The organism is Streptomyces sp. NPDC006326 (genome assembly GCF_040612915.1).
Lineage (GTDB): Bacteria > Actinomycetota > Actinomycetes > Streptomycetales > Streptomycetaceae > Streptomyces.
Map to the genome: position 1 here is coordinate 1 of NZ_JBEXRC010000062.1, position 18,552 is coordinate 18,552.

Below are 18,552 nucleotides of genomic sequence, written 5' to 3' on the forward strand. Positions count from 1 at the left end.
GGGCCGGGCGGTCAAGGGGGGCCGAAGGCCATCGCGAAGCGACGCGACGAAGGAGCGCCCTTGACGGCCCGGCCCGCCCCGGAAGGACAATGGACAGCCGGGAACCCCAAAGCCCCAGCCGGACGGAACAGCTCAGCCCAGCTCAACCCAGCTCAGCCCAAGCAGCCCCAACTCAGCCCCAAAACACCAGCCCGAGGCAGCCCCCAACCACCAGCCCAAGGCAGCCCCCAAACACCCCCAGCAGAGCTACCCCTCCGCCGCAGCCCTTCCCGTCAGCGCCGCCAGGCTGGACCGGACATGGCTCATGTGCGCCCGCATCTCCTCCTGCGCCTCCGCATGCTCCCGCAGGATCCGCTCCGTCTCCCGCGCGATGCGCTCCGCCTCCACCCGCGCCACCGCCACCACCTCAGCGGCCAGCGCCTCCGCGTTCTCCTGCCCGTGCCGCGCCAGCTCCTCGACCTCCGCGTACCCCCGCCGCGCCTCCGCCAGCCGCCCCTGCGCCGCCCGCTCCCCCTCCGCGTGCCGCGCCAGCAACTCCGCCTCCCGCGCAGCCAGCTCCTGCTCCGACGCCTCCCACCGCGCCCCCTGCTCCTGCTCGCGCTCCGCCAGCAGCGCCTCCGCCCGCCGCCGCACCTCCGCCAGGCCCGCAGCCGCCTCGCCCCGCCACGCCGCCGCCTCCTCCCGCGCCTCCGCCCGCAGGGCCTCCGCCTCCCGCTCCGCCCGGGCCAGCCCCTGCCGCGCCCGGACCTCCGTCTGCTCGCGCACCGCCTCCGCGTCCTGCCGCGCCAGCTCCGCCACCCGCTCCGCATGCGCCTCGGCCGCACTCCGCGTCTCCGCCGCATCCGCCCGCGCGTCCTCGCGTACGCAGTCCGCCTCCTCCTCCACCAGCAGCAGGATCCGCCGCGCACGCTCGCCCAGCTCGTCGTACGTCTGCCCGTGCGGCGCCAGCGCCGCGACCGCCTCCCGCAGCCGCTCCGCCTCCGCCTCCATCTGCCGCGCCAGCACCGTCAGCCGCGCCGCGCGCTCCCACGCCTCGTCCCGGCTCCCCGCCAGCCGCGCGAGATACCGATCGACCTGGTCCGTCCGGTAGCCGCGGCCGCGCACGGTCGTGAAGGGTGCACTCATCCTGGAAGCGCCTCTCTCGCGGGGGGGATCCCTGTCAAGGATGCGCCATTTGCTCCCAGAAGCCGGAATGGCCGGGCCGGGACCCCGCACGAGGGGTCCCCACCCGGCCATTCAAACGATCACCCGATCACCCGATCGCCGGACCGGGTCACCGGATCAGAGCAGTCCGTCCCACATCTGCTCCAGCAGCACCGACCACCAGCTCTCCGGCGACGCCAGCGCCGCACTGTCGAGCCCCGCCAGATTCGCCTGGAAATCGACCGTCCAGCGCCCGGCCTGCTCCGGCGTCAGATGCTGCCGCAGCCGCCACATGTGACCCAGCATCGCCAGCGACCGCACGAACTGCGGCAGGCTCGAATTCACGAACTGCGGAGGCACCGGCGCCCCGCCGGGACCACCCTCCACCGGCACCGCGACGATGTGCGCCGTCCCGTACTGCACGCACAGCGCCTTGCCGAAGTCACTTCCGACCACCAGGTACGAACCCGCGTCCGAAGCCGGCTGCACCTGACGCTGCGCCGCCAGCTCCGCCAGCGTCGGCACCGGCTGGCCCGGCACCGCCTGCGCCCAGAAGAACGGCCCGAAGTCCACCGGCAGACCCGACCACACCAGCGTCTGCGCCACGATCTCCGGCACGCCCTGGCGCGACACGGCCCGCTGGTCGAAGCGGAACACGCCCTGCGGACCGAACGCCCCCACCAGCTCCTGCGCGATCGCCTCCAGCGGGATCGCCGGCTGCAACGGCACCTGCGGCAGCGGCGCCCGTACCGGCGCCGGCCGCGCCGGACCGTCCGCCACCTGGTGCAACTCGCCCTGGTGCGTCAGCAGATGGCGCATACCCGCCTGACGGCCCGCGTGGTCCTGCCCGTACGGGGCCACGCTCGTGATCCGGACCTGCGGCCAGGTCTCCCGGATCATCCGCGCGCAGTAGCCGCCGGGCAGCTCGCACGACGCCAGCTCGGTGTGCAGTTCCAGCACCTGCTGCGGCGGCACGTTCATCGCGCGCAGCTCGTGCAGGATCTGCCACTCGGGGTGCGGGGTACCGGGCGCCGAGCGGCGGATGAGCTGCTGCTCGGAGCCGTCCGGAGCGCGGTAGCGCAGGACGGCCTGATAGCCCGGGCCGACGGTGGGCACACCGGGCGGTACGGGAGCCTGCGCCGCCGGACCCGGCTGCGGCTGCGGCGGGCCGGGCGGCCCGGGCGGCCCGGGAGGCGCGGGCGGCTGACCCACCACGGCCGGACCCGCCAGCATCGTCGCCGCATGGTCCAGCCCCTGCGCGGGAGCACCGGGCACACCGGGAGCACCGGGAGCCCCGGGAGCCCCGGGCGGCCCCGGAGGCGCAGGCGGCTGACCCACGACAGCCGGACCCGCCAGCATCGTCGCGGCATGGTCCAGCCCCCGCCCCAGCGAACCGGGAGCCCCCGGCGGACCGGGAGGCGCAGGCGGCTGCCCACCACGCGAAGCACCCGGAGCCCCCGGCGGACCCGGAGGCGCAGGCGGCTGACCCACCACGGCCGGACCCGCCAGCATCGTCGCCGCATGGTCCAGCCCCCGCCCCAGCGAACCGGGAGCCCCCGGCGGACCGGGAGGCGCAGGCGGCTGCCCACCACGCGAAGCACCCGGAGCCCCCGGGGCCCCGGGCGGACCCGGAGGCGCGGGCGGCTGACCCACGACAGCCGGACCCGCCAGCATCGTCGCCGCATGGTCCAGCCCGGGCTGGCCGGGAGCACCCGGCTGACCGGCGGGAGCGGCCGACTGGCCCGCGGGCGGGGCCGGCGGCGCCACGGGCGGCTCGCCCGGCCGGGAGACCCGGGCCTTGCTCGTCGGAGCGTCCGCAAGGGAACTCGCATCCGGCGCCCCGAGGTCCAGCGCGGGCGCGATCGCCGTCTTCGGGAGTCCGCTGCCCCCCGCCATCAGCGTCGTCTTCGCCTCCGAGGCCCCCGCGGGCGGCGCCGGCACGTCGTCCAGGTCCGACCCGGACAACGGCGGCGCGAACACCGTCGCGGGCAGCGGCACCGAAGCGGCGTCGTCGGCGCCCGAGTTCACATCGGTCCCCGCCCACGGCGTGGCGCCGGCCGGCACCCCCTCGTCGGCGGTCGGCTCGTACGGCACCTCGCGCCGCAGCGGCACGGCGTCGATCGGCTCCGGCGCGGCCGGAGCGTCCGCGGCCTCCGGCCCGGCCGCCGGACCGCCGGCAGCAGCAGAACCAGGCGCGGGGGATGACGCAGGGGCAGGCGCAGGGGCAGCCGGAGCCGCCTCGGGCGCCACCGCAGCCACGTCCACCGCAGGAGCACCCGCGTCCGCAGCCGGCGCCGGAGCCGCACCCGCACCCGCACCCGCACCCGCACCCGCACCCGCCGGCGCAATACCCGCCCGGTCCGCAGCCTCCTGCAACCACTCCGGCGGACTCAGCATGAACGACGTCTGCTCCGAGTCGATCCGCGGCGTCGGCACCGACGGCTCCGCAGCCGGCGCAGCCGCAGCCCCGTACTCCTCCTCGTACCGGCGGATCACCTCACCCACCGGCAGCCCCGGCCACAGCGTCACCTCACCGCTGTCCCGCGCGATCACCAGCCGCTGCCGGCCACCGCCCGACACCGGACCCGCCGCACGGTCCTCCGCCCACACCACGAACCCGAGCCCGAACTCCCGCACCCGCACCTCACGGTGCTGATACGGCGCCACGGCCCCGTTGATCCACTCCTCGGCGCGCTCCTGCGCCTGCGCAAACGTCACCATCGCGCCGTCACCCCTCCACCGGAGCCTGAGCCGAAGCCGGTGCCGACCCCGCCACTGGAACCGAGCGTGCGAATCCGCCGTCCACCATCAGACCGGCCACCGTCTCCAACTCCGGCGGATTCCCCGCCAACCTTTCGAGGAAGGCATCGAAATCGGCACCGCACGGCAGCAACAACCGCTCCACGCGCTCCTGCACCGACCAGCCGTCCCGGTCACGCGCGTCGTCGTACGGCGAGAACCACACCGACCCGATGCCCTCGCCCCTGACCTTCACCGCGAGCAGACCGCCCTGCGCGAAGGCCACGCACAGGTAGTCCTTCGTCAGGTGGTCCCGCAGACACTTGTTGACGTACACCAGGTCGTTGACCGCCGCCTCCTCACGCACCGTGAAGAACGGCTGGTCCACCAGCACGCCCAGGTCCACGTCCAGCCCCACGCCCACCGGCGCGCAACCGCCCGCGGCCTTCAGGAACGAGCGGTACGCCTCCGGCAACCGGTAGCCGAGATCCTCCTCGACCCCCTGCACCTGCTCCTCGGACACCGACACCACCGTCTTCGGCAGCCCCAGATGCACCGGACGCAACTCCTGCAGCGCCCGCGTCCCACGCCTCTCGTGGTCCACCGGAGCCGTCGCCAGACCCGCGTGATGCCGCAGCAACGCCTTCACCTCGACCGGGACCAGCTCCATCCGCCGCGTCCCCGCCACGTGGTGCCAGGTCCAGCCGTGCGGCGTCGCCACCGCACCGACCGTGTCCCACAGCGCATGCCCCGAGGCCCGCATCGCCGCATTCGCCGACACCACGTCCGTCAGCCGCAGCTCGTCCACGCCGAAGCCCTCCGGCGGCTCGGCGATCTCCACCGCCGCGCGCGCGTACGGAGAGAAGTCCGGATGTCCGTTCCCGTCCATCCGCACGCCCTGGGGATGCCGAGCGGCCCGGACCGGGTCCGGGAAATGCACGACCTGCCCCGAATACGCGGCGTTGGGTGGCACGGCCTGCTGCCCGAGCCGACCTGTCGTCATGGCGGTAGCCCCCTGCTGGATCTGGCTGGTTCACCACAGCCTATGTGTTCCGGCAAGAGCACCCCGCGCCCGTACGCCACCCACCCCCACAAGGGCCAGGAACATCCGAATTGATACGAATATTCGACCCCGCTTCCACACCACAGAGGACATTTGACAGTCTGTCCCCGCAGCACGGGGGCGTGCGCGACAGCGGCCACCACCGCCGCCACGGGAGGGAAGAGCGACCATGCAGAACACGGCGACCCGCACAGAACACGCACAGACCGACGGCCACAACAGCGGCCACGGCCACACCACCGGCCACGCCACCGGCCACGGCGGCGACCCGCGCCTGCGCTGGAGCACCACCGACGGCCGAACCGCCGCACCCGTCCTGCGCTTCCGCCGCGACGGCATCCTCCCCACCATCGCCGCCGCACTCTCCGTACGCGGCGAAACCCTCACCGGCACCGCCGGCAAAGCCGACCAGCCACCGGCCCTCCACCCCCTCGTCCAGGACTTCCTCGACACCCTCACCAGCAACCAGCGCGAACGTTTCACCGGCCGCTGCCCCGAAGCGATCCTGCTCTCCCGCCACCTCGCCGCCGTCGAAGGCGCCCGCAGCAAGCGCGCCAGCCGCAAGCCCCTGACCGCGAGCGAAGCCCGCCGCTCCCTCAAACACGCCAAGATCACCGCCCGCCGCATCCGCGAGGACGGAGACCCCCTCCACGGCAGCTACGCACCCCCCTGCCGCTCCTGCGAAGCCCTCCTCGCCCACTTCGGCGTACGCGCCATCGACCTCACCCCCGCCTCACAGAAGGCCTGACCCCCGCCACCATGACCACGTCCTCCGCCTCCTACGACCGCTCCTCGGCCACCCGCTTCCCCACCCCCGTGGACACCGCCCTGCGCACCGCAGGCTGGGAACCCGGCCGCTGGGACATCAAGCAGGCCGAATACTGGGCCGACGCCCTCCGGGACCACACCACCCCCGCCGGACACCGGCACACCGTCTTCCCCGCCGCCGTCGAAGCCTGGGCCGAATTCGGCGGCCTCACCGTCACCGCCCCCGGACCCGGCCGCCAGATAGCACCCGTCCCCGTCCGCCTGGACCCCCTCACCGGCCTCCACCTGGCCCGCACCTTCGCCGACCTCGGCCGCGCCCTCTCCACCGAGCTCTGCCCCCTCGGCGCCGACTCCGACGGAGCCTCCCACCTCGCCATCGACCGCGAAGGCCGCGTCTACGGCATCGACCACACCGGCGACTGGTACCTCGGCGCGGGCGTCGACGAAGCCCTCACCCTCCTCCTCACCGGCCTCCAGCCGGCCCGCCTCACCACGGCGCACTGACCACGGCACACGAACCACGGCGCACGGACCACGGCCGGGGGCCACGACCCCCGGCCCGCCCACACTCAGGCAGGCAACACCGCCGGCAACACCGCCGACACCCGGAAACCGCCCGCATCGGTCGGACCCGACACGAACACCCCGCCCAACCCCAGCACCCGCTCCCGCATCCCCACCAGCCCATTGCCCCCGCTCGGCAACCCCGGCACCGCCGCATGCCCGTCACACGGCCCGTTCTCCACCTGCATCGCCACCTCCCCCTGCCGATGCGCCAACCGCACCACCACCCGCGCACCCGGCGCATGCTTGTGGCAATTGGTCAACGCCTCCTGCACCACCCGGTACGCCGTCTGCTCCACCTCCGCCGCATACGCCGCCCCCACACCCCGCACCTCAAGCTCCACGGCCATCCCCGCCGCCCGCGACTGCCCCACCAGCGCCTCCAGCTCCCCCAACGACGGCCCCGGCCCCTCGTCGAAACCCCCCGCCACGGCCACCGGCGCCACCGCCACGGCCGGCACCGGCTTCGGCGACTCCGCCCGCAGCACCCCCAACATCTCCCGCAACTCCGTCAACGCCTGCCGCCCCATGTCCCCCACCAGCGCGGCATTCCTCGCAGCCTTCTCCGGATCCTTCACCGCCACCGCCTGCAACGCCGCCGCATGCACCACCATCAACGACACCCGGTGCGCCACCACGTCGTGCATCTCCCGCGCGATCCGCGTCCGCTCCTCCGTACGCGCCCACTCCGCCCGCTCCTCGGCCCGGTCCGCGAGCAGCGACAACTCCCGCTCCAGCGAAACCGCCCGCTCCTGCAGGCTCTCCATCAACCTCCGCCGCGCCCCTATGTAGAGGCCGAGCAGCACCGGCGGCACGGTCAGCGCCACCGCCACGAACACGGACAACCAGATCACGACAGTGCGCGTCACGCCCTCGTCGCCGATGGTCCGGACGTACATCACCACCAAGGTGGCCAGCAGCGACATCGCGCTCAGCGTCGCGATGATCCGCCGCGGCACCTCGCAGGCGGCGAGCGTGTACAGCCCGACCACCCCCAGCAGGAACCCCATAGCGGCCGGCGACACGGCGATCCCCACGAGCACCACGGCGATCGGCCAGCGCCGCCGCAGCACGAGCACGGCCCCCACCACGACCCCGAACAGCACCCCGACGGCCACCGGCACCGAGGCCTCACGTGCGAAGCCGACCCCCTCGACGCCGCACTCGACGGCGGAGACCCCGCCGAGCACCACATCGAGCACGGCCCCCCGCCGCCGCTCCCACCACCACGGCCCGTCCCGCCCGACCCCGCCCCGCTCTTCCCCCGTATAGGTCATGCCGTCCAGCGTAGCCAGCGGCCCCACCACGGATGCGACCGGAATTCCCGCAAACCCCGGGTAATCGCACGTATGAATGAATCAACCGGAATCCAAGACCTGAATCCCACATTCCGGGACGAAGCTCATCGCATGACCACGTACTCGGACTTCGAAGGTCTGCGCGAACAGGCCCTCACCCTGCGCCGCGAGGGACTCAGCCGCCGCCAGATCCGCGACCGCCTGCACGTCCACAACAACGACATCCTCAACCGCCTCCTGGAAGGCGAGCCCCCACCGGAATGGACGAAGCGCCCCAACGCCAAGGACGACCTCCGCGCCAGGGCCCGCGAGCTCCGCCTCCAGGGCCTCACGTACGACCAGATCCAGCTGGAGCTGGGCTGCTCGAAGAGCTCGATCTCCCTATGGGTCCGCGACCTCCCGAAGCCGGAACCTCAGCGAACCCCTGCCGAACAGGCGCGGCTCGCCTCTACGAAGCGCTGGGAGCACGAAAAGGCGATCCGCGACGAAGTCCGCACCCAGACCAAGGAGGCGGCGCGCTCCTCGATCGGGCGACTCAGCGACAGGGAACTGTTCATCGCGGGCGTGACCCTGTACTGGGCGGAAGGAGCGAAAGACAAGACGTACGACCGACGCGAGAAGGTCCAGTTCATCAACAGCGACCCTGGCGTCATCCAGGTGTTCCTCGCCTGGCTGGATCTCATCGGCGTGGAAAGGCAGCGCATCCGGTACCGCGTGATGATCCACGAGTCGGCCGACGTCGCCGCAGCCGAGGCCTACTGGGCGGGGTTCGTCGGGGTGGACCCGTCGCAGTTCGCCAGGACCACCCTGAAGAAACACAACCCGAAGACCACTCGGAAGAACGTCGGCGAGAACTACCGCGGCTGCCTGGTTCTTTACGTGAGCCAAAGCGCCGACATCTACCGTCGCATCGAGGGTGCCTGGTGCGGCATAGTAGGGGCGTTCAACGTGAACCGGAAAGCTGAAATGTCCGATTCGGGTTGATTTACCCTCCCCTGTGGTGTAATGGCAGCACTGAGGTTTTTGGTACCTTATGTCCGGGTTCGAATCCTGGCAGGGGAGCAATGCAGGTTCGGGTCCTGACCTTCACGGTCGGGGCCCGCGCTCGTTTCGGGCCCCCCGGCCACCGGTATCCTTCACGGGTCCACCCCCGAAGCCGAAGGGCACACCCGTGAGCGCCAACCGCCCGGCAGCCGTCGTCGTACTCGCAGCGGGTGAGGGCACCCGCATGAAGTCGGCCACTCCCAAGGTTCTGCACGAGATCTGCGGGCGCTCGCTCGTGGGACACGTGGTCGCCGCCTCGCGCGAGCTGGACCCCGCCCATCTCGTGGTCGTCGTCGGCCACGCCCGTGAGCAGGTCACCGCGCACCTCGCCGACATCGACGCGGGCGTCCGCACGGCCGTCCAGTACGAGCAGAACGGCACCGGCCACGCCGTCCGCATGGCCCTGGAGGAGCTCGGCGGGCAGATCACCGGCACCGTCGTCGTGGTGTGCGGCGACACCCCGCTGCTGACCGGGGAGACCCTCGCGCAGCTCACGCGGACCCACGAGGCCGACGGCAACGCCGTCACCGTGCTCACCGCCGAGGTGCCGGACTCCACCGGCTACGGGCGGATCGTCCGCGACGCGGAGACCGGCGCCGTCACGGCCATCGTCGAGCACAAGGACGCCACCGAGGCGCAGCGGGCGATCCGGGAGATCAACTCGGGGGTCTTCGCCTTCGACGGCGCGCTGCTCGCGGATGCCCTGGGCAAGGTGCGGACGGACAACAGCCAGGGTGAGGAGTACCTCACCGACGTGCTGGGGATCCTGCGCGAGGCCGGCCACCGCGTCGGGGCGTCGGTCGGCAGCGACCACCGGCAGATCCTGGGGATCAACAACCGCGTGCAGCTCGCCGAGGCCCGTGCGCTGCTGAATGCGCGGTTGCTGGAGAACGCGATGCTGTCCGGTGTGACCGTGGTCGACCCGGCGAGCACCTTCGTCGACGTGACCGTTACTTTCGGCCAGGACGCCCTGGTGCATCCCGGTACGCAGCTGCTCGGTGCGACGCACGTGGCGGAGGGCGCCGAGGTGGGTCCGAACACGCGGCTGAAGGACACGCAGGTGGGTCCGGGGGCGCGGGTGGACAACACGGTGGCGGATTCGGCGGTGATCGGGGAGTCGGCGTCGGTGGGGCCGTTCGCGTATCTGCGTCCGGGTACGAAGCTGGGTCTGAAGGCGAAGGCCGGCACGTACGTGGAGATGAAGAACGCGACGATCGGTGAGGGTACGAAGGTGCCGCACCTGTCGTACGTGGGTGATGCGACGATCGGCGAGTACACGAACATCGGTGCGGCGAGCGTGTTCGTGAACTATGACGGTGAGCACAAGCACCACACGACGGTCGGCTCACACTGCAAGACGGGTTCGGACAACATGTTTGTGGCGCCCGTCACGATCGGGGACGGCGCGTATACGGCCGCCGGGTCCGTGATCACGAAGGACGTGCCGCCGGGTGCGCTGGCCGTGGCCCGTGGCCAGCAGCGGAATATCGAGGGTTGGGTGGCTCGTAAGCGTCCGGGGAGTGCGGCGGCGTCGGCGGCGCAGTCGGCGTCCGTGGACGAGTCCGAGGTCCGCTGAGGGGTCTTCCGGGTGAACTGACCGGAAACAGGTACGCCTGGGACGGCGTACCGTGATAGGTGCACGCAATTCGGCTGGCTCACCGTGTGCGGGACGGACGCACACGGGGGCGAGCAGCTTTCAACACGTCTGAGGAGACTGTGCTGTGACCGGGATCAAGACGACCGGCGAGAAGAAGCTGATGCTCTTCTCCGGCCGCGCCCACCCCGAGCTGGCCGAGGAGGTTGCGCATCAGTTGGGCGTCGGCCTCGTGCCGACCAAGGCTTTCGATTTTGCGAACGGTGAGATCTACGTTCGTTTCCAGGAGTCGGCTCGTGGCGCGGACTGCTTCCTGATCCAGAGCCACACGGCTCCGATCAACAAGTGGATCATGGAGCAGCTGATCATGATCGACGCGCTGAAGCGTGCGTCGGCGCGCTCCATCACCGTGATCATCCCGTCGTACGGGTACGCCCGTCAGGACAAGAAGCACAAGGGCCGCGAGCCGATCTCGGCGCGGCTGGTGGCGGATCTGCTGAAGACGGCGGGTGCGGAGCGGATCCTGACGGTGGACCTGCACACGGACCAGATCCAGGGCTTCTTCGACGGTCCGGTGGACCACCTGTCGGCGCTGTCGGTGCTGGCGGATTACGTGGGCGCGAAGGTGGACCGTACGAAGCTGACGATCGTGTCTCCGGACGCGGGTCGTGTGCGGGTGGCGGACCGTTGGTGTGACCGGCTGGACGCGCCGCTGGCGATCGTGCACAAGCGGCGTGACAAGGATGTCGCGAACCAGGTGACGGTCCACGAGGTGGTCGGTGAGGTCGCGGGCCGGGTCTGCGTCCTGGTCGACGACATGATCGACACGGGTGGCACGATCTGTGCGGCTGCCGATGCGCTGTTCGCGCACGGTGCGGAGGACGTGATCGTGACGGCGACGCACGGCATCCTGTCGGGTCCGGCGGCCGACCGTCTGAAGAACTCGAAGGTCAGTGAGTTCGTGTTCACGAACACGCTGCCGGATCCGTCCGACCTGGAGCTGGACAAGATCACGGTGCTGTCGATCGCGCCGATGATCGCGCGTGCGGTGCGCGAGGTGTTCGAGGACGGTTCGGTCACGAGCCTGTTCGAAGAGCAGCAGTAGAGATCCTTTTGGGTACGGCCTCCCGGCCGGGTAGACTCTTCGAGTTGCTCGGCGAGGGAGGCCGTACCTGTTTTCGGGTGCGGATGCTCCGTTATCGACGCGCTCTTCGTAGCAGGCCGTTCCGGCCGGGTGACTCTGTCCATTTCCGTCACCCCCACGAGGAGTGAGCATGTCCGAGGTCAAGCTTTCCGCCGAGACCCGCACCGATTTCGGTAAGGGCGCCGCCCGTCAGGCCCGTCGCGACGGCAAGGTTCCCGGTGTCATCTACGGTCACGGCACCGCCCCGAAGCACGTCGACGTCGAGGGCCACGGCCTGATGATGGCGCTGAAGACCCCGAACGTCCTGATCTCTCTGGACATCGCGGGCGCCGGCTCCGAGCTGGTCATCCCGAAGGCCGTGCAGCGTCACCCCGTCAAGCGCAGCCTGACCCACGTCGACTTCCTGATCGTCCAGAAGGGCGAGAAGGTCACGGTGGACGTTCCGGTCGTCACCGAGGGTGACCTGGCTCCGGGTGGCAACCTGCTGGAGACCCTGCTGACCACGATCTCCGTCGAGACCGAGGCCACGCACATCCCGACCGAGGTCACCGTGTCCATCGCGGGTCTGGAGGCCGGTGCCTCGATCCACGCCAAGGACCTGGTCCTGCCGAAGGGCACCACGCTGGCCGTCGACGGTGAGACCGCCGTTCTGCAGGTCGTCGCCGCCCAGGCCGAGGAGCCGGCCGCCGAGACCGAGGGTGAGGGCGCCGAGGCCTGAGCCTCGCCGTTCCTGTTTGGCTGTGCCTTCAGCAGTTGCTGACCGACCGCCGTCCGGCTCCACTGGAGCGGGACGGCGGTCGTCCTCGTTAAGGAGCTTTTGATGTCGGACGACGCGGCGCCCTGGCTGATCGTGGGTCTCGGGAATCCGGGTGCGGAGTATGCGGGCAACCGCCACAACATCGGGTTCATGGTGGTGGACCTGTTGGCGGAGCGGATGCGCGGGAAGTTCAAGGCGCACAAGGCGCGGGCGCAGGTGGTGGAGGGCCGGATGGGTGCGCCGGGTCCGGCGAACCGCCGGGTGGTGCTGGCGAAGCCCATGTCGTTCATGAACCTGTCGGGTGGGCCGGTGACGGCGCTGCGGGATTTCTACAAGGTGCCGGTGGAGCGGATCGTGGCGGTCCATGACGAGCTGGACATCGACTATCCGACGCTGCGGTTGAAGCTGGGTGGCGGGGACAACGGGCACAACGGTCTGAAGTCGATGACGAAGGCGATGGGTGCGGATTACCACCGGGTGCGGTGCGGGATCGGGCGTCCGCCGGGCCGGATGCAGGTGGCGGACTTCGTGCTGAAGGACTTTTCGTCCTCGGAGCGCAAGGAGCTGGAGTGGTTCGTGGACCGGGCGGCGGATGCGGTGGAGTGCCTGGTGGCGGAGGGTTTGGAGCGGGCGCAGTCCGCGTACAACTCGTGACGGTGGCCTGGTCGTGGGGAGATCGTTACTTCTGACATTCCGCCCGCGGCGGGCCAATTGCCCACGAGTACCCACGAGTACCTCTTGACCGTGGCGGGTGGCGCTCAGCATGCTGGGCCGCCGCCCCCCACGGCACTGTTCCCCCCTCCTTGTCAGAGGTACCTCCATGCCCATTTCCAGGGTTCGTTGGGCTGCGGCGACGCTTCCCGCCGCGGCCTCGCTGCTTCTGGCGGCCGGCGCCGCCCCCGCTTTCGCGGACGACACCTACACCCTTCCGCTCCACCAGCCTGTGCCGGTGACCGCCACGTCGCAGGGCGTGGAGCACGAGAAGAGCTGTGCGGACATACCGTCGAGCAAGGACGGCTGGCACTTCGTGCTGCCCGGGAACTCGACGACGTTCGTCAAGCTGACGGTCACTTTCGAGCCGGGCGGCCAGCAGGTCGTGACGGTCTTCGGGCCGCCGTCGGACAAGCACGCCTACGTGGCTTCGGCGCCGGGTGCGAAGCTGACGGCGGCGTCCGCCGAGGTCAAGGGCGGCAGCGTCGACTGGTTCAACCTGTCGCACACGTGCCCGGCGACGACGAAGCCGAGCGGGACCCCGTCGGGGACGCCGAGTTCGGCGCCGCCGTCGCAGTCGCCGAGCCAGAGTCCTTCGCAGAGCGCTTCGCCGTCGCCGTCGGGTACGCCGTCGGGGACGCCGAGCCGTACGCCGTCGGGGACGCCTTCCTCGCCGGTCGCGTCGGTCTCGCCTTCGGCGGGTGCGGGCGGTACGACCGGTGGTGACCTGGCGAAGACCGGTTCGGACACTCCGGTGGGTCTGCTCGCCGCGGTGGCGGCGGCGCTGGTCGGTGCCGGTGCCTTCCTGGTGGTCCGCCGTCGCAAGGCCGGCGCGCAGGGCTGAGCCCGCGCGCGGGCTGTTCCCGTACGAAAGCCCCCGCCCTCCGGATCGGTTCCGGAGGGCGGGGGCTTTCGTGTGCCGGGGTGTGTCAGCCGGTGTGTGTCAGCCGGTGTTGCGCAGGCCTGCGGCGACGCCGTTGACGGTGAGCAGCAGGGCGCGGGAGAGCAGCGGGTCGGGGTCTTCGCCGCGGGCGGCGGCGGCGCGCTGGCGGGCGAGGAGGGAGACCTGGAGGTAGGAGATGGGGTCGAGGTAGGCGTCGCGGACGGCGAAGGTCTGCTGGAGGACGGGGTGGGAGTCCAGGAGCTTTTCGCCGCCGGTGATGCGCAGGACCTCGCGGACGGTGAGTTCGTGTTCGGCTTCGATGCGGGCGAAGACGTGCTTGAGGTGGTCGGGGACGAGGGTGTCGACGTAGTGGCGGGCGATCCGCAGGTCGGTCTTGGCCAGCGTCATCTCGACGTTGGACAGGAAGTTGCGGAAGAAGTGCCAGCGTTCGCCCATTTCGGTGAGGACGTCGCCCTGGCCGGTTTCGCGCAGGGCCTTGAGGCCGGAGCCGACGCCGTACCAGCCGGGGACGATCTGGCGGGACTGGGTCCAGCCGAAGACCCAGGGGATGGCGCGCAGCCCGTCGAGGCCGGCGCCGGAGTCGGGGCGGCGGGAGGGCCGGGAGCCGAGGTGGAGGTCGGCGAGCTGGTCGACGGGGGTGGCGGCGAAGAAGTAGGCCGGCAGGTCGGGGTCTTCGACGAGGGTGCGATAGGCGGCGTGGGCGGCGTCGGAGACGGTGTCCATGGCCGCGTCCCAGCGGGCGAGGTCGTCGTGGGACTGGCGGGGGGCGGTGTGCAGGGCGGAGGCCTGCAGGGTGGCGGCGACGGTGAGTTCGAGGTTCTCGCGGGCGAGGGAGGGGACGAGGTACTTGTCGGAGATGACCTCGCCCTGCTCGGTGACCTTGATCTCGCCTTCGAGGGTGCCCCAGGGCTGGGCGAGGATCGCGTCGTGGGAGGGGCCGCCGCCGCGGCCGACGGTGCCGCCGCGGCCGTGGAAGAGGCGCAGGCGGACGCCGTAGCGGTGGGCGACGTCGCGCAGGCGGCGCTGGGCGCGGTGGATCTCCCACTGGCTGGTGGTGATGCCGCCGAACTTGGAGGAGTCGGAGTAGCCGAGCATGACCTCCTGGACGTCGCCGCGCAGGGAGACCAGGCGGCGGTAGGAGGGGTCGGCGAGCATCTGGTCGAGGATGACGTCGGCGGCGCGCAGCTCGTCGGTGGTTTCGAGGAGCGGGACGATGCCGATCTTGGCCCAGCCGGCGTGGAGGTCGATGAGGCCGGCTTCGCGGGCGAGGACGGCGGCGGCGAAGACGTCGTCGGCGCCCTGGCACATCGAGATGATGTAGGACTCGATGACTTCGGGGCCGAACTTCTCGAAGGCGTCCTTGATCGCGAAGAAGACGCCGAGGGTCTTGTGTCCGGCCGCGTCGAGGGGTGCGGGGGTGGGTGCGAGGGGGCGGCGGGAGCGGAGTTCCTTGGCGAGGAGCTTGCCGCGGTAGTCGCGGGGCATGTCGGCGTAGCGCCAGGATTCCTCGCCGAGGCGGTCGAAGAGCTGGCCGAGGGCGTGGTGGTGGGCGTCGGCGTGTTCGCGGACGTCCATGGTGGCGAGCTGGAGGCCGAAGGCGGCGAGGGTGCGGATGGTGCGGTCCATGCGGCCGTCGGCGAAGAGGGCGCCGCGGTGTTCGCGCAGGGAGGTCTGGATGAGGGTGAGGTCGGTGAGGAGCTCGGCGGTGCCGAGGTAGTCGCGGCCTTCCTCGTGGGGGGTGCCCTTGGCGAGGCGCTGGCGGGTGTTGAGGAGCTTCTGTCGGATGCAGGTGGCCTTGAGGCGGTAGGGCTCCTCGGCGTTGAGCCGCTTGTAGCGGGGGCTGATCTCGGGCAGGCGTTCGAGGTCGGCCTGGAGGGAGGAGAGGAGTTCCTCGGTGGCTCCGGTGTAGCGGATGGAGTTGGAGAGCAGGCCGCGCAGGAAGTCGACGAGTTCGAGGGCGTCGGTGATGCCGTGTTCGTGCTGGAGGATCAGCACGTCGCGGGTGACCTCGGGGGTGACGTTGGGGTTGCCGTCGCGGTCGCCGCCGATCCAGGTGCCGAAGGTGAGGGGGCGGGTGCCGGCGGGGATTTCGACGCCGACGCGCTGGAGTTCGGCGGTGAGGTCTTCCAGGACGTCGCCGACGGCGCCGGCGTGGAGTTCGTCGAGGTAGTAGATGGCGTTGCGGGCCTCGTCGGTGGGTTCGGGGCGGACGACGCGCAGTTCGTCGGTCTGCCAGACGAGGTCGATGTTCTCGGCGAGGCGCAGGTCGTGGCGGCGGCGTTCGCCGGCGCCGGAGACGGGCTCTTCGAGGAGGGCGGCGATGCGGCGCAGCTTGTTGAGGACGCTGCGGCGGGCCGCTTCGGTGGGGTGTGCGGTGAAGACGGGGCGGACGTTGAGGTTCTTGACCGTTTCGCGCAGGTGGGCGGGGTCGGCGTCCTTGAGCATGTCGGCGGTGCGCGCGAGGAGGCCGCCTTCGGCGGCGCGGTGGGCGCGCAGTTCCTTGCCCCGGTGGACCTGTTCGGTGACGTTGGCGAGGTGGAAGTAGGTGGAGAAGGCGCGTACGAGCTTGGCGGCGGTCTCCAGGTCGGTCTCGCCGAGCAGTGCGGCGGCGGCTTCGCCGTCGGTGCGGGTGAGGGCGCGTACGCGTTCGACGAGGTCGAGGAGGTCCTGGCCTTCTTGGCGGACGAGGGTTTCGCCGAGGAGGTCGCCGAGGCGGCGGATGTCCGCGCGCAGCTCTGCGTTGGCGGCGGCGACTGCCGTGGGGGTGGAGGGGGCCTGGTCAGCACTGCTCACAGGTGCGGCTCCTTGCAGTGTTCGAGCGCTACTGGGAGGTGGGTACCGGGGCACGCCCGGTTACCGGTGCGGACCGCGCTGTCCGACGCCACCAGGATAGGTGGCCGGTGGTGATGTCCAGGTAGGCGTCCCGGCAGGCGGGACGGGGGGTGTGGCGGGAGGCTGGGGGTAAGCGCGGTGGGGAGGCGGTGGGCGCGGTGGCCGCCCGGGCGTGCTCCTCTTGCCGCGCTGCAACGCTTTGCCATACTTACGTTGCCGTAGGTTACGGCTCCGTAGGCTGGGGCCGGCCGTCTCCCGACCCCGTTCTTTGCATACCGCTTCCTGCACACCCCCGATTCCTCACCCCCAGGGGACATGCCATGACCCTCAGTCCGGATCTCGTCGAGGGCGCTTCGGCGGCCTCCGAATCGTCCCTGCCGTCCGCGACGCGCGGCGGTGAGAGCAAGCGGTCCACGGAGCAGATCGCTTTGCTGCTGTTCATCACCGTTCCCTTCCTGGCGCTGCTGGCGGCGGTTCCGCTGGCGTGGGGCTGGGGGGTGAGCTGGCTGGACCTCGGCCTGATGGTGTTCATGTACTTCCTGGCGTGCCACGGGGTCACCATCGGTTTCCACCGCTATTTCACGCACGGGTCCTTCAAGGCGAAGCGGCCGCTGCGGATCGTGTTGGCCGTGATGGGGTCGATGGCGGTGGAGGGGCCGCTGGTGCGCTGGGTGGCGGACCACCGCAAGCACCACAAGTTCTCCGACCACGAGGGTGATCCGCATTCGCCGTGGCGGTTCGGGGAGAGCGTGCCGGCGCTGATGAAGGGCCTGTGGTGGGCGCACATCGGGTGGCTGTTCGACGAGGAGCAGACCAATCAGCAGAAGTACGCCCCCGATCTGATCAAGGATCCCGCGATCCGGCGGATCTCGCGTGACTTCGTCTACTGGACGGTCCTGTCGCTGGCGATCCCGCCGCTGGTGGGCGGTCTGGTGACGATGTCGTGGTGGGGGGCGTTCACGGCGTTCTTCTGGGGTTCGCTGGTGCGGGTGGCGCTGCTGCACCATGTGACGTGGTCGATCAATTCGATCTGTCATGCGGTGGGCAAGCGGCCGTTCAGGTCGCGGGACCGTTCGGGCAACGTGTGGTGGCTGGCGGTGCTGTCGTGCGGTGAGTCCTGGCACAACCTGCACCATGCGGACCCGACCTCGGCCCGGCACGGGGTGCTGCGCGGCCAGGTCGACTCCAGTGCCCGGCTGATCCGCTGGTTCGAGCTGGCGGGGTGGGCGACGGACGTGCGCTGGCCCTCGCGGGAGCGGGTGGACGCCCGGCGCAGGGAAAACGCGTCGAACGCGGCATGATGGTGGGCGTGGCGATCGACGGCAGTACTTCCAGCAGCGACAAGCCCCGGCGCGGCCGCAGGGTCCGGATGACGGGCGCGGAGCGTCGTCAGCAACTGCTGGACATCGGTCGGGCCCTGTTCGCGGAGAAGGGTTTCGAGGGCACCTCGGTGGAGGAGATCGCGGCGAAGGCCGGGGTGTCCAAGCCGGTGGTGTACGAGCACTTCGGCGGCAAGGAGGGCTTGTACGCGGTGGTCGTGGACCGGGAGATGCGCCAGCTGCTGGACGGGGTGACGGGCGCGCTGACGGCCGGGCACCCGCGGGAGCTGCTGGAGCAGGCGGCCTTTGCGCTGCTGGACTACATCGAGTCGTACACGGACGGTTTCCGGATCCTCGTGCGGGATTCGCCGGTGGCGCAGTCGACGGGTACGTTCGCCTCGCTGATCAGCGATATCGCCACGCAGGTCGAGGACATCCTGGGGCTGGAGTTCAAGGCGCGGGGGTTCGATCCGAAGCTGGCTCCGCTGTATGCGCAGGCGCTGGTGGGGATGGTGGCGCTGACCGGGCAGTGGTGGCTGGACGTGCGGCGGCCGAAGAAGGCGGAGGTGGCGGCGCATCTGGTGAACCTGGCCTGGCACGGGCTGGACGGGCTGGAGGCGAAGCCGCGGCTGGTGGGCCACCGCAAGAGCTGAGGGCCCGTGCGGGCCCGGT

The 18,552-nt window shown here is 71.0% G+C and carries 15 protein-coding genes and 1 tRNA gene; 11 read left to right on the top strand and 5 right to left on the bottom strand.

The features are described 5' to 3' along the window. Positions 1-246 precede the first annotated feature (246 nt). From ABZ128_RS32150 to ABZ128_RS32160, 3 genes are all read right to left on the bottom strand, one after another. Positions 247-1,125, bottom strand: a complete 879-nt coding sequence (locus tag ABZ128_RS32150) for a DivIVA domain-containing protein (RefSeq protein ID WP_356853012.1) — start codon at positions 1,123-1,125, stop codon at positions 247-249. A gap of 156 nt (positions 1,126-1,281) precedes the next feature. Next, a complete protein-coding gene (locus tag ABZ128_RS32155; protein ID WP_356853014.1) occupies positions 1,282-3,864 on the bottom strand; it encodes an SUKH-4 family immunity protein in 2,583 nt (860 codons plus the stop codon). A gap of 7 nt (positions 3,865-3,871) precedes the next feature. Further along, on the bottom strand, positions 3,872-4,885 hold the full coding sequence (locus ABZ128_RS32160; protein ID WP_356853016.1) for an SMI1/KNR4 family protein: 1,014 nt from the start codon (positions 4,883-4,885) through the stop codon (positions 3,872-3,874). 229 nt (positions 4,886-5,114) lie between these two features. On the opposite strand from ABZ128_RS32160, the gene ABZ128_RS32165 reads away from it, so the two are divergent. Both ABZ128_RS32165 and ABZ128_RS32170 read left to right on the top strand, forming a co-directional pair. Next, positions 5,115-5,693 carry a YwqJ-related putative deaminase gene (locus ABZ128_RS32165; protein WP_356853018.1) on the top strand — a complete coding sequence of 193 codons (579 nt, stop codon included), beginning with the start codon at positions 5,115-5,117 and terminating at the stop codon, positions 5,691-5,693. 11 nt (positions 5,694-5,704) lie between these two features. Continuing rightward, the gene (locus ABZ128_RS32170) at positions 5,705-6,217 is read left to right on the top strand and encodes an SUKH-3 domain-containing protein (protein ID WP_356853020.1); all 513 of its coding nucleotides are present in this window, start codon (positions 5,705-5,707) and stop codon (positions 6,215-6,217) included. A 65-nt stretch (positions 6,218-6,282) separates the two neighbouring features. On the opposite strand, the gene ABZ128_RS32175 is transcribed toward ABZ128_RS32170, so the two are convergent. Continuing rightward, on the bottom strand, positions 6,283-7,554 hold the full coding sequence (locus ABZ128_RS32175) for a histidine kinase (RefSeq protein WP_356853022.1): 1,272 nt from the start codon (positions 7,552-7,554) through the stop codon (positions 6,283-6,285). A gap of 132 nt (positions 7,555-7,686) precedes the next feature. Here ABZ128_RS32175 and ABZ128_RS32180 point away from each other — a divergent pair, with 132 nt between their 5' ends. The 7 genes from ABZ128_RS32180 (at position 7,687) to ABZ128_RS32210 (ending at position 13,669) form a co-directional block, all read left to right on the top strand. Further along, on the top strand, positions 7,687-8,559 hold the full coding sequence (locus ABZ128_RS32180; RefSeq protein ID WP_356853024.1) for a hypothetical protein: 873 nt from the start codon (positions 7,687-7,689) through the stop codon (positions 8,557-8,559). Positions 8,560-8,566: 7 nt separating this feature from the next. Next, positions 8,567-8,637 (top strand) — tRNA-Gln (locus ABZ128_RS32185). A gap of 109 nt (positions 8,638-8,746) precedes the next feature. Beyond that, a complete protein-coding gene (gene glmU, locus ABZ128_RS32190) occupies positions 8,747-10,195 on the top strand; it encodes a bifunctional UDP-N-acetylglucosamine diphosphorylase/glucosamine-1-phosphate N-acetyltransferase GlmU (protein WP_356853026.1) in 1,449 nt (482 codons plus the stop codon). 145 nt (positions 10,196-10,340) lie between these two features. Further along, positions 10,341-11,318 (top strand): ribose-phosphate diphosphokinase, encoded by a 978-nt coding sequence (locus ABZ128_RS32195; RefSeq protein WP_356853028.1) that lies wholly within the window; start codon positions 10,341-10,343, stop codon positions 11,316-11,318. Between the two features lie 169 nt (positions 11,319-11,487). After that, complete coding sequence (locus ABZ128_RS32200) at positions 11,488-12,075, top strand: 50S ribosomal protein L25/general stress protein Ctc (RefSeq protein ID WP_356853029.1); 588 nt, start codon at positions 11,488-11,490, stop codon at positions 12,073-12,075. A gap of 102 nt (positions 12,076-12,177) precedes the next feature. After that, positions 12,178-12,768, top strand: coding sequence for an aminoacyl-tRNA hydrolase (gene pth, locus ABZ128_RS32205; protein WP_356853031.1), 591 nt, complete (start codon positions 12,178-12,180; stop codon positions 12,766-12,768). 166 nt (positions 12,769-12,934) lie between these two features. Continuing rightward, entirely contained in the window at positions 12,935-13,669 is a 735-nt protein-coding gene (locus tag ABZ128_RS32210; protein WP_356853032.1) for an LPXTG cell wall anchor domain-containing protein, read from the top strand. A gap of 99 nt (positions 13,670-13,768) precedes the next feature. On the opposite strand, the gene ppc is transcribed toward ABZ128_RS32210, so the two are convergent. Further along, a complete protein-coding gene (gene ppc / locus ABZ128_RS32215) occupies positions 13,769-16,522 on the bottom strand; it encodes a phosphoenolpyruvate carboxylase (RefSeq protein WP_356853034.1) in 2,754 nt (917 codons plus the stop codon). A 359-nt stretch (positions 16,523-16,881) separates the two neighbouring features. Here ppc and ABZ128_RS32220 point away from each other — a divergent pair, with 359 nt between their 5' ends. Continuing rightward, positions 16,882-17,862 carry an acyl-CoA desaturase gene (locus ABZ128_RS32220; RefSeq protein ID WP_356853035.1) on the top strand — a complete coding sequence of 327 codons (981 nt, stop codon included), beginning with the start codon at positions 16,882-16,884 and terminating at the stop codon, positions 17,860-17,862. Further along, complete coding sequence (locus ABZ128_RS32225) at positions 17,859-18,533, top strand: TetR/AcrR family transcriptional regulator (protein WP_356853037.1); 675 nt, start codon at positions 17,859-17,861, stop codon at positions 18,531-18,533. Before ABZ128_RS32220 ends, ABZ128_RS32225 begins: the two co-directional genes overlap by 4 nt. Positions 18,534-18,552 lie beyond the last annotated feature (19 nt).

What these genes read in the sequence shown, in the direction of transcription:
- ABZ128_RS32150 (WP_356853012.1), bottom strand. Translation starts at nt 1,125, where the DNA reads ATGAGTGCACCCTTCACGACCGTGCGCGGCCGCGGCTACCGGACGGAC.
- ABZ128_RS32155 (WP_356853014.1), bottom strand. Translation starts at nt 3,864, where the DNA reads ATGGTGACGTTTGCGCAGGCGCAGGAGCGCGCCGAGGAGTGGATCAAC.
- ABZ128_RS32160 (WP_356853016.1), bottom strand. Translation starts at nt 4,885, where the DNA reads ATGACGACAGGTCGGCTCGGGCAGCAGGCCGTGCCACCCAACGCCGCG.
- ABZ128_RS32165 (WP_356853018.1), top strand. Translation starts at nt 5,115, where the DNA reads ATGCAGAACACGGCGACCCGCACAGAACACGCACAGACCGACGGCCAC.
- ABZ128_RS32170 (WP_356853020.1), top strand. Translation starts at nt 5,705, where the DNA reads ATGACCACGTCCTCCGCCTCCTACGACCGCTCCTCGGCCACCCGCTTC.
- ABZ128_RS32175 (WP_356853022.1), bottom strand. Translation starts at nt 7,554, where the DNA reads ATGACCTATACGGGGGAAGAGCGGGGCGGGGTCGGGCGGGACGGGCCG.
- ABZ128_RS32180 (WP_356853024.1), top strand. Translation starts at nt 7,687, where the DNA reads ATGACCACGTACTCGGACTTCGAAGGTCTGCGCGAACAGGCCCTCACC.
- ABZ128_RS32200 (WP_356853029.1), top strand. Translation starts at nt 11,488, where the DNA reads ATGTCCGAGGTCAAGCTTTCCGCCGAGACCCGCACCGATTTCGGTAAG.
- pth (WP_356853031.1), top strand. Translation starts at nt 12,178, where the DNA reads ATGTCGGACGACGCGGCGCCCTGGCTGATCGTGGGTCTCGGGAATCCG.
- ABZ128_RS32210 (WP_356853032.1), top strand. Translation starts at nt 12,935, where the DNA reads ATGCCCATTTCCAGGGTTCGTTGGGCTGCGGCGACGCTTCCCGCCGCG.
- ABZ128_RS32220 (WP_356853035.1), top strand. Translation starts at nt 16,882, where the DNA reads ATGACCCTCAGTCCGGATCTCGTCGAGGGCGCTTCGGCGGCCTCCGAA.
- ABZ128_RS32225 (WP_356853037.1), top strand. Translation starts at nt 17,859, where the DNA reads ATGATGGTGGGCGTGGCGATCGACGGCAGTACTTCCAGCAGCGACAAG.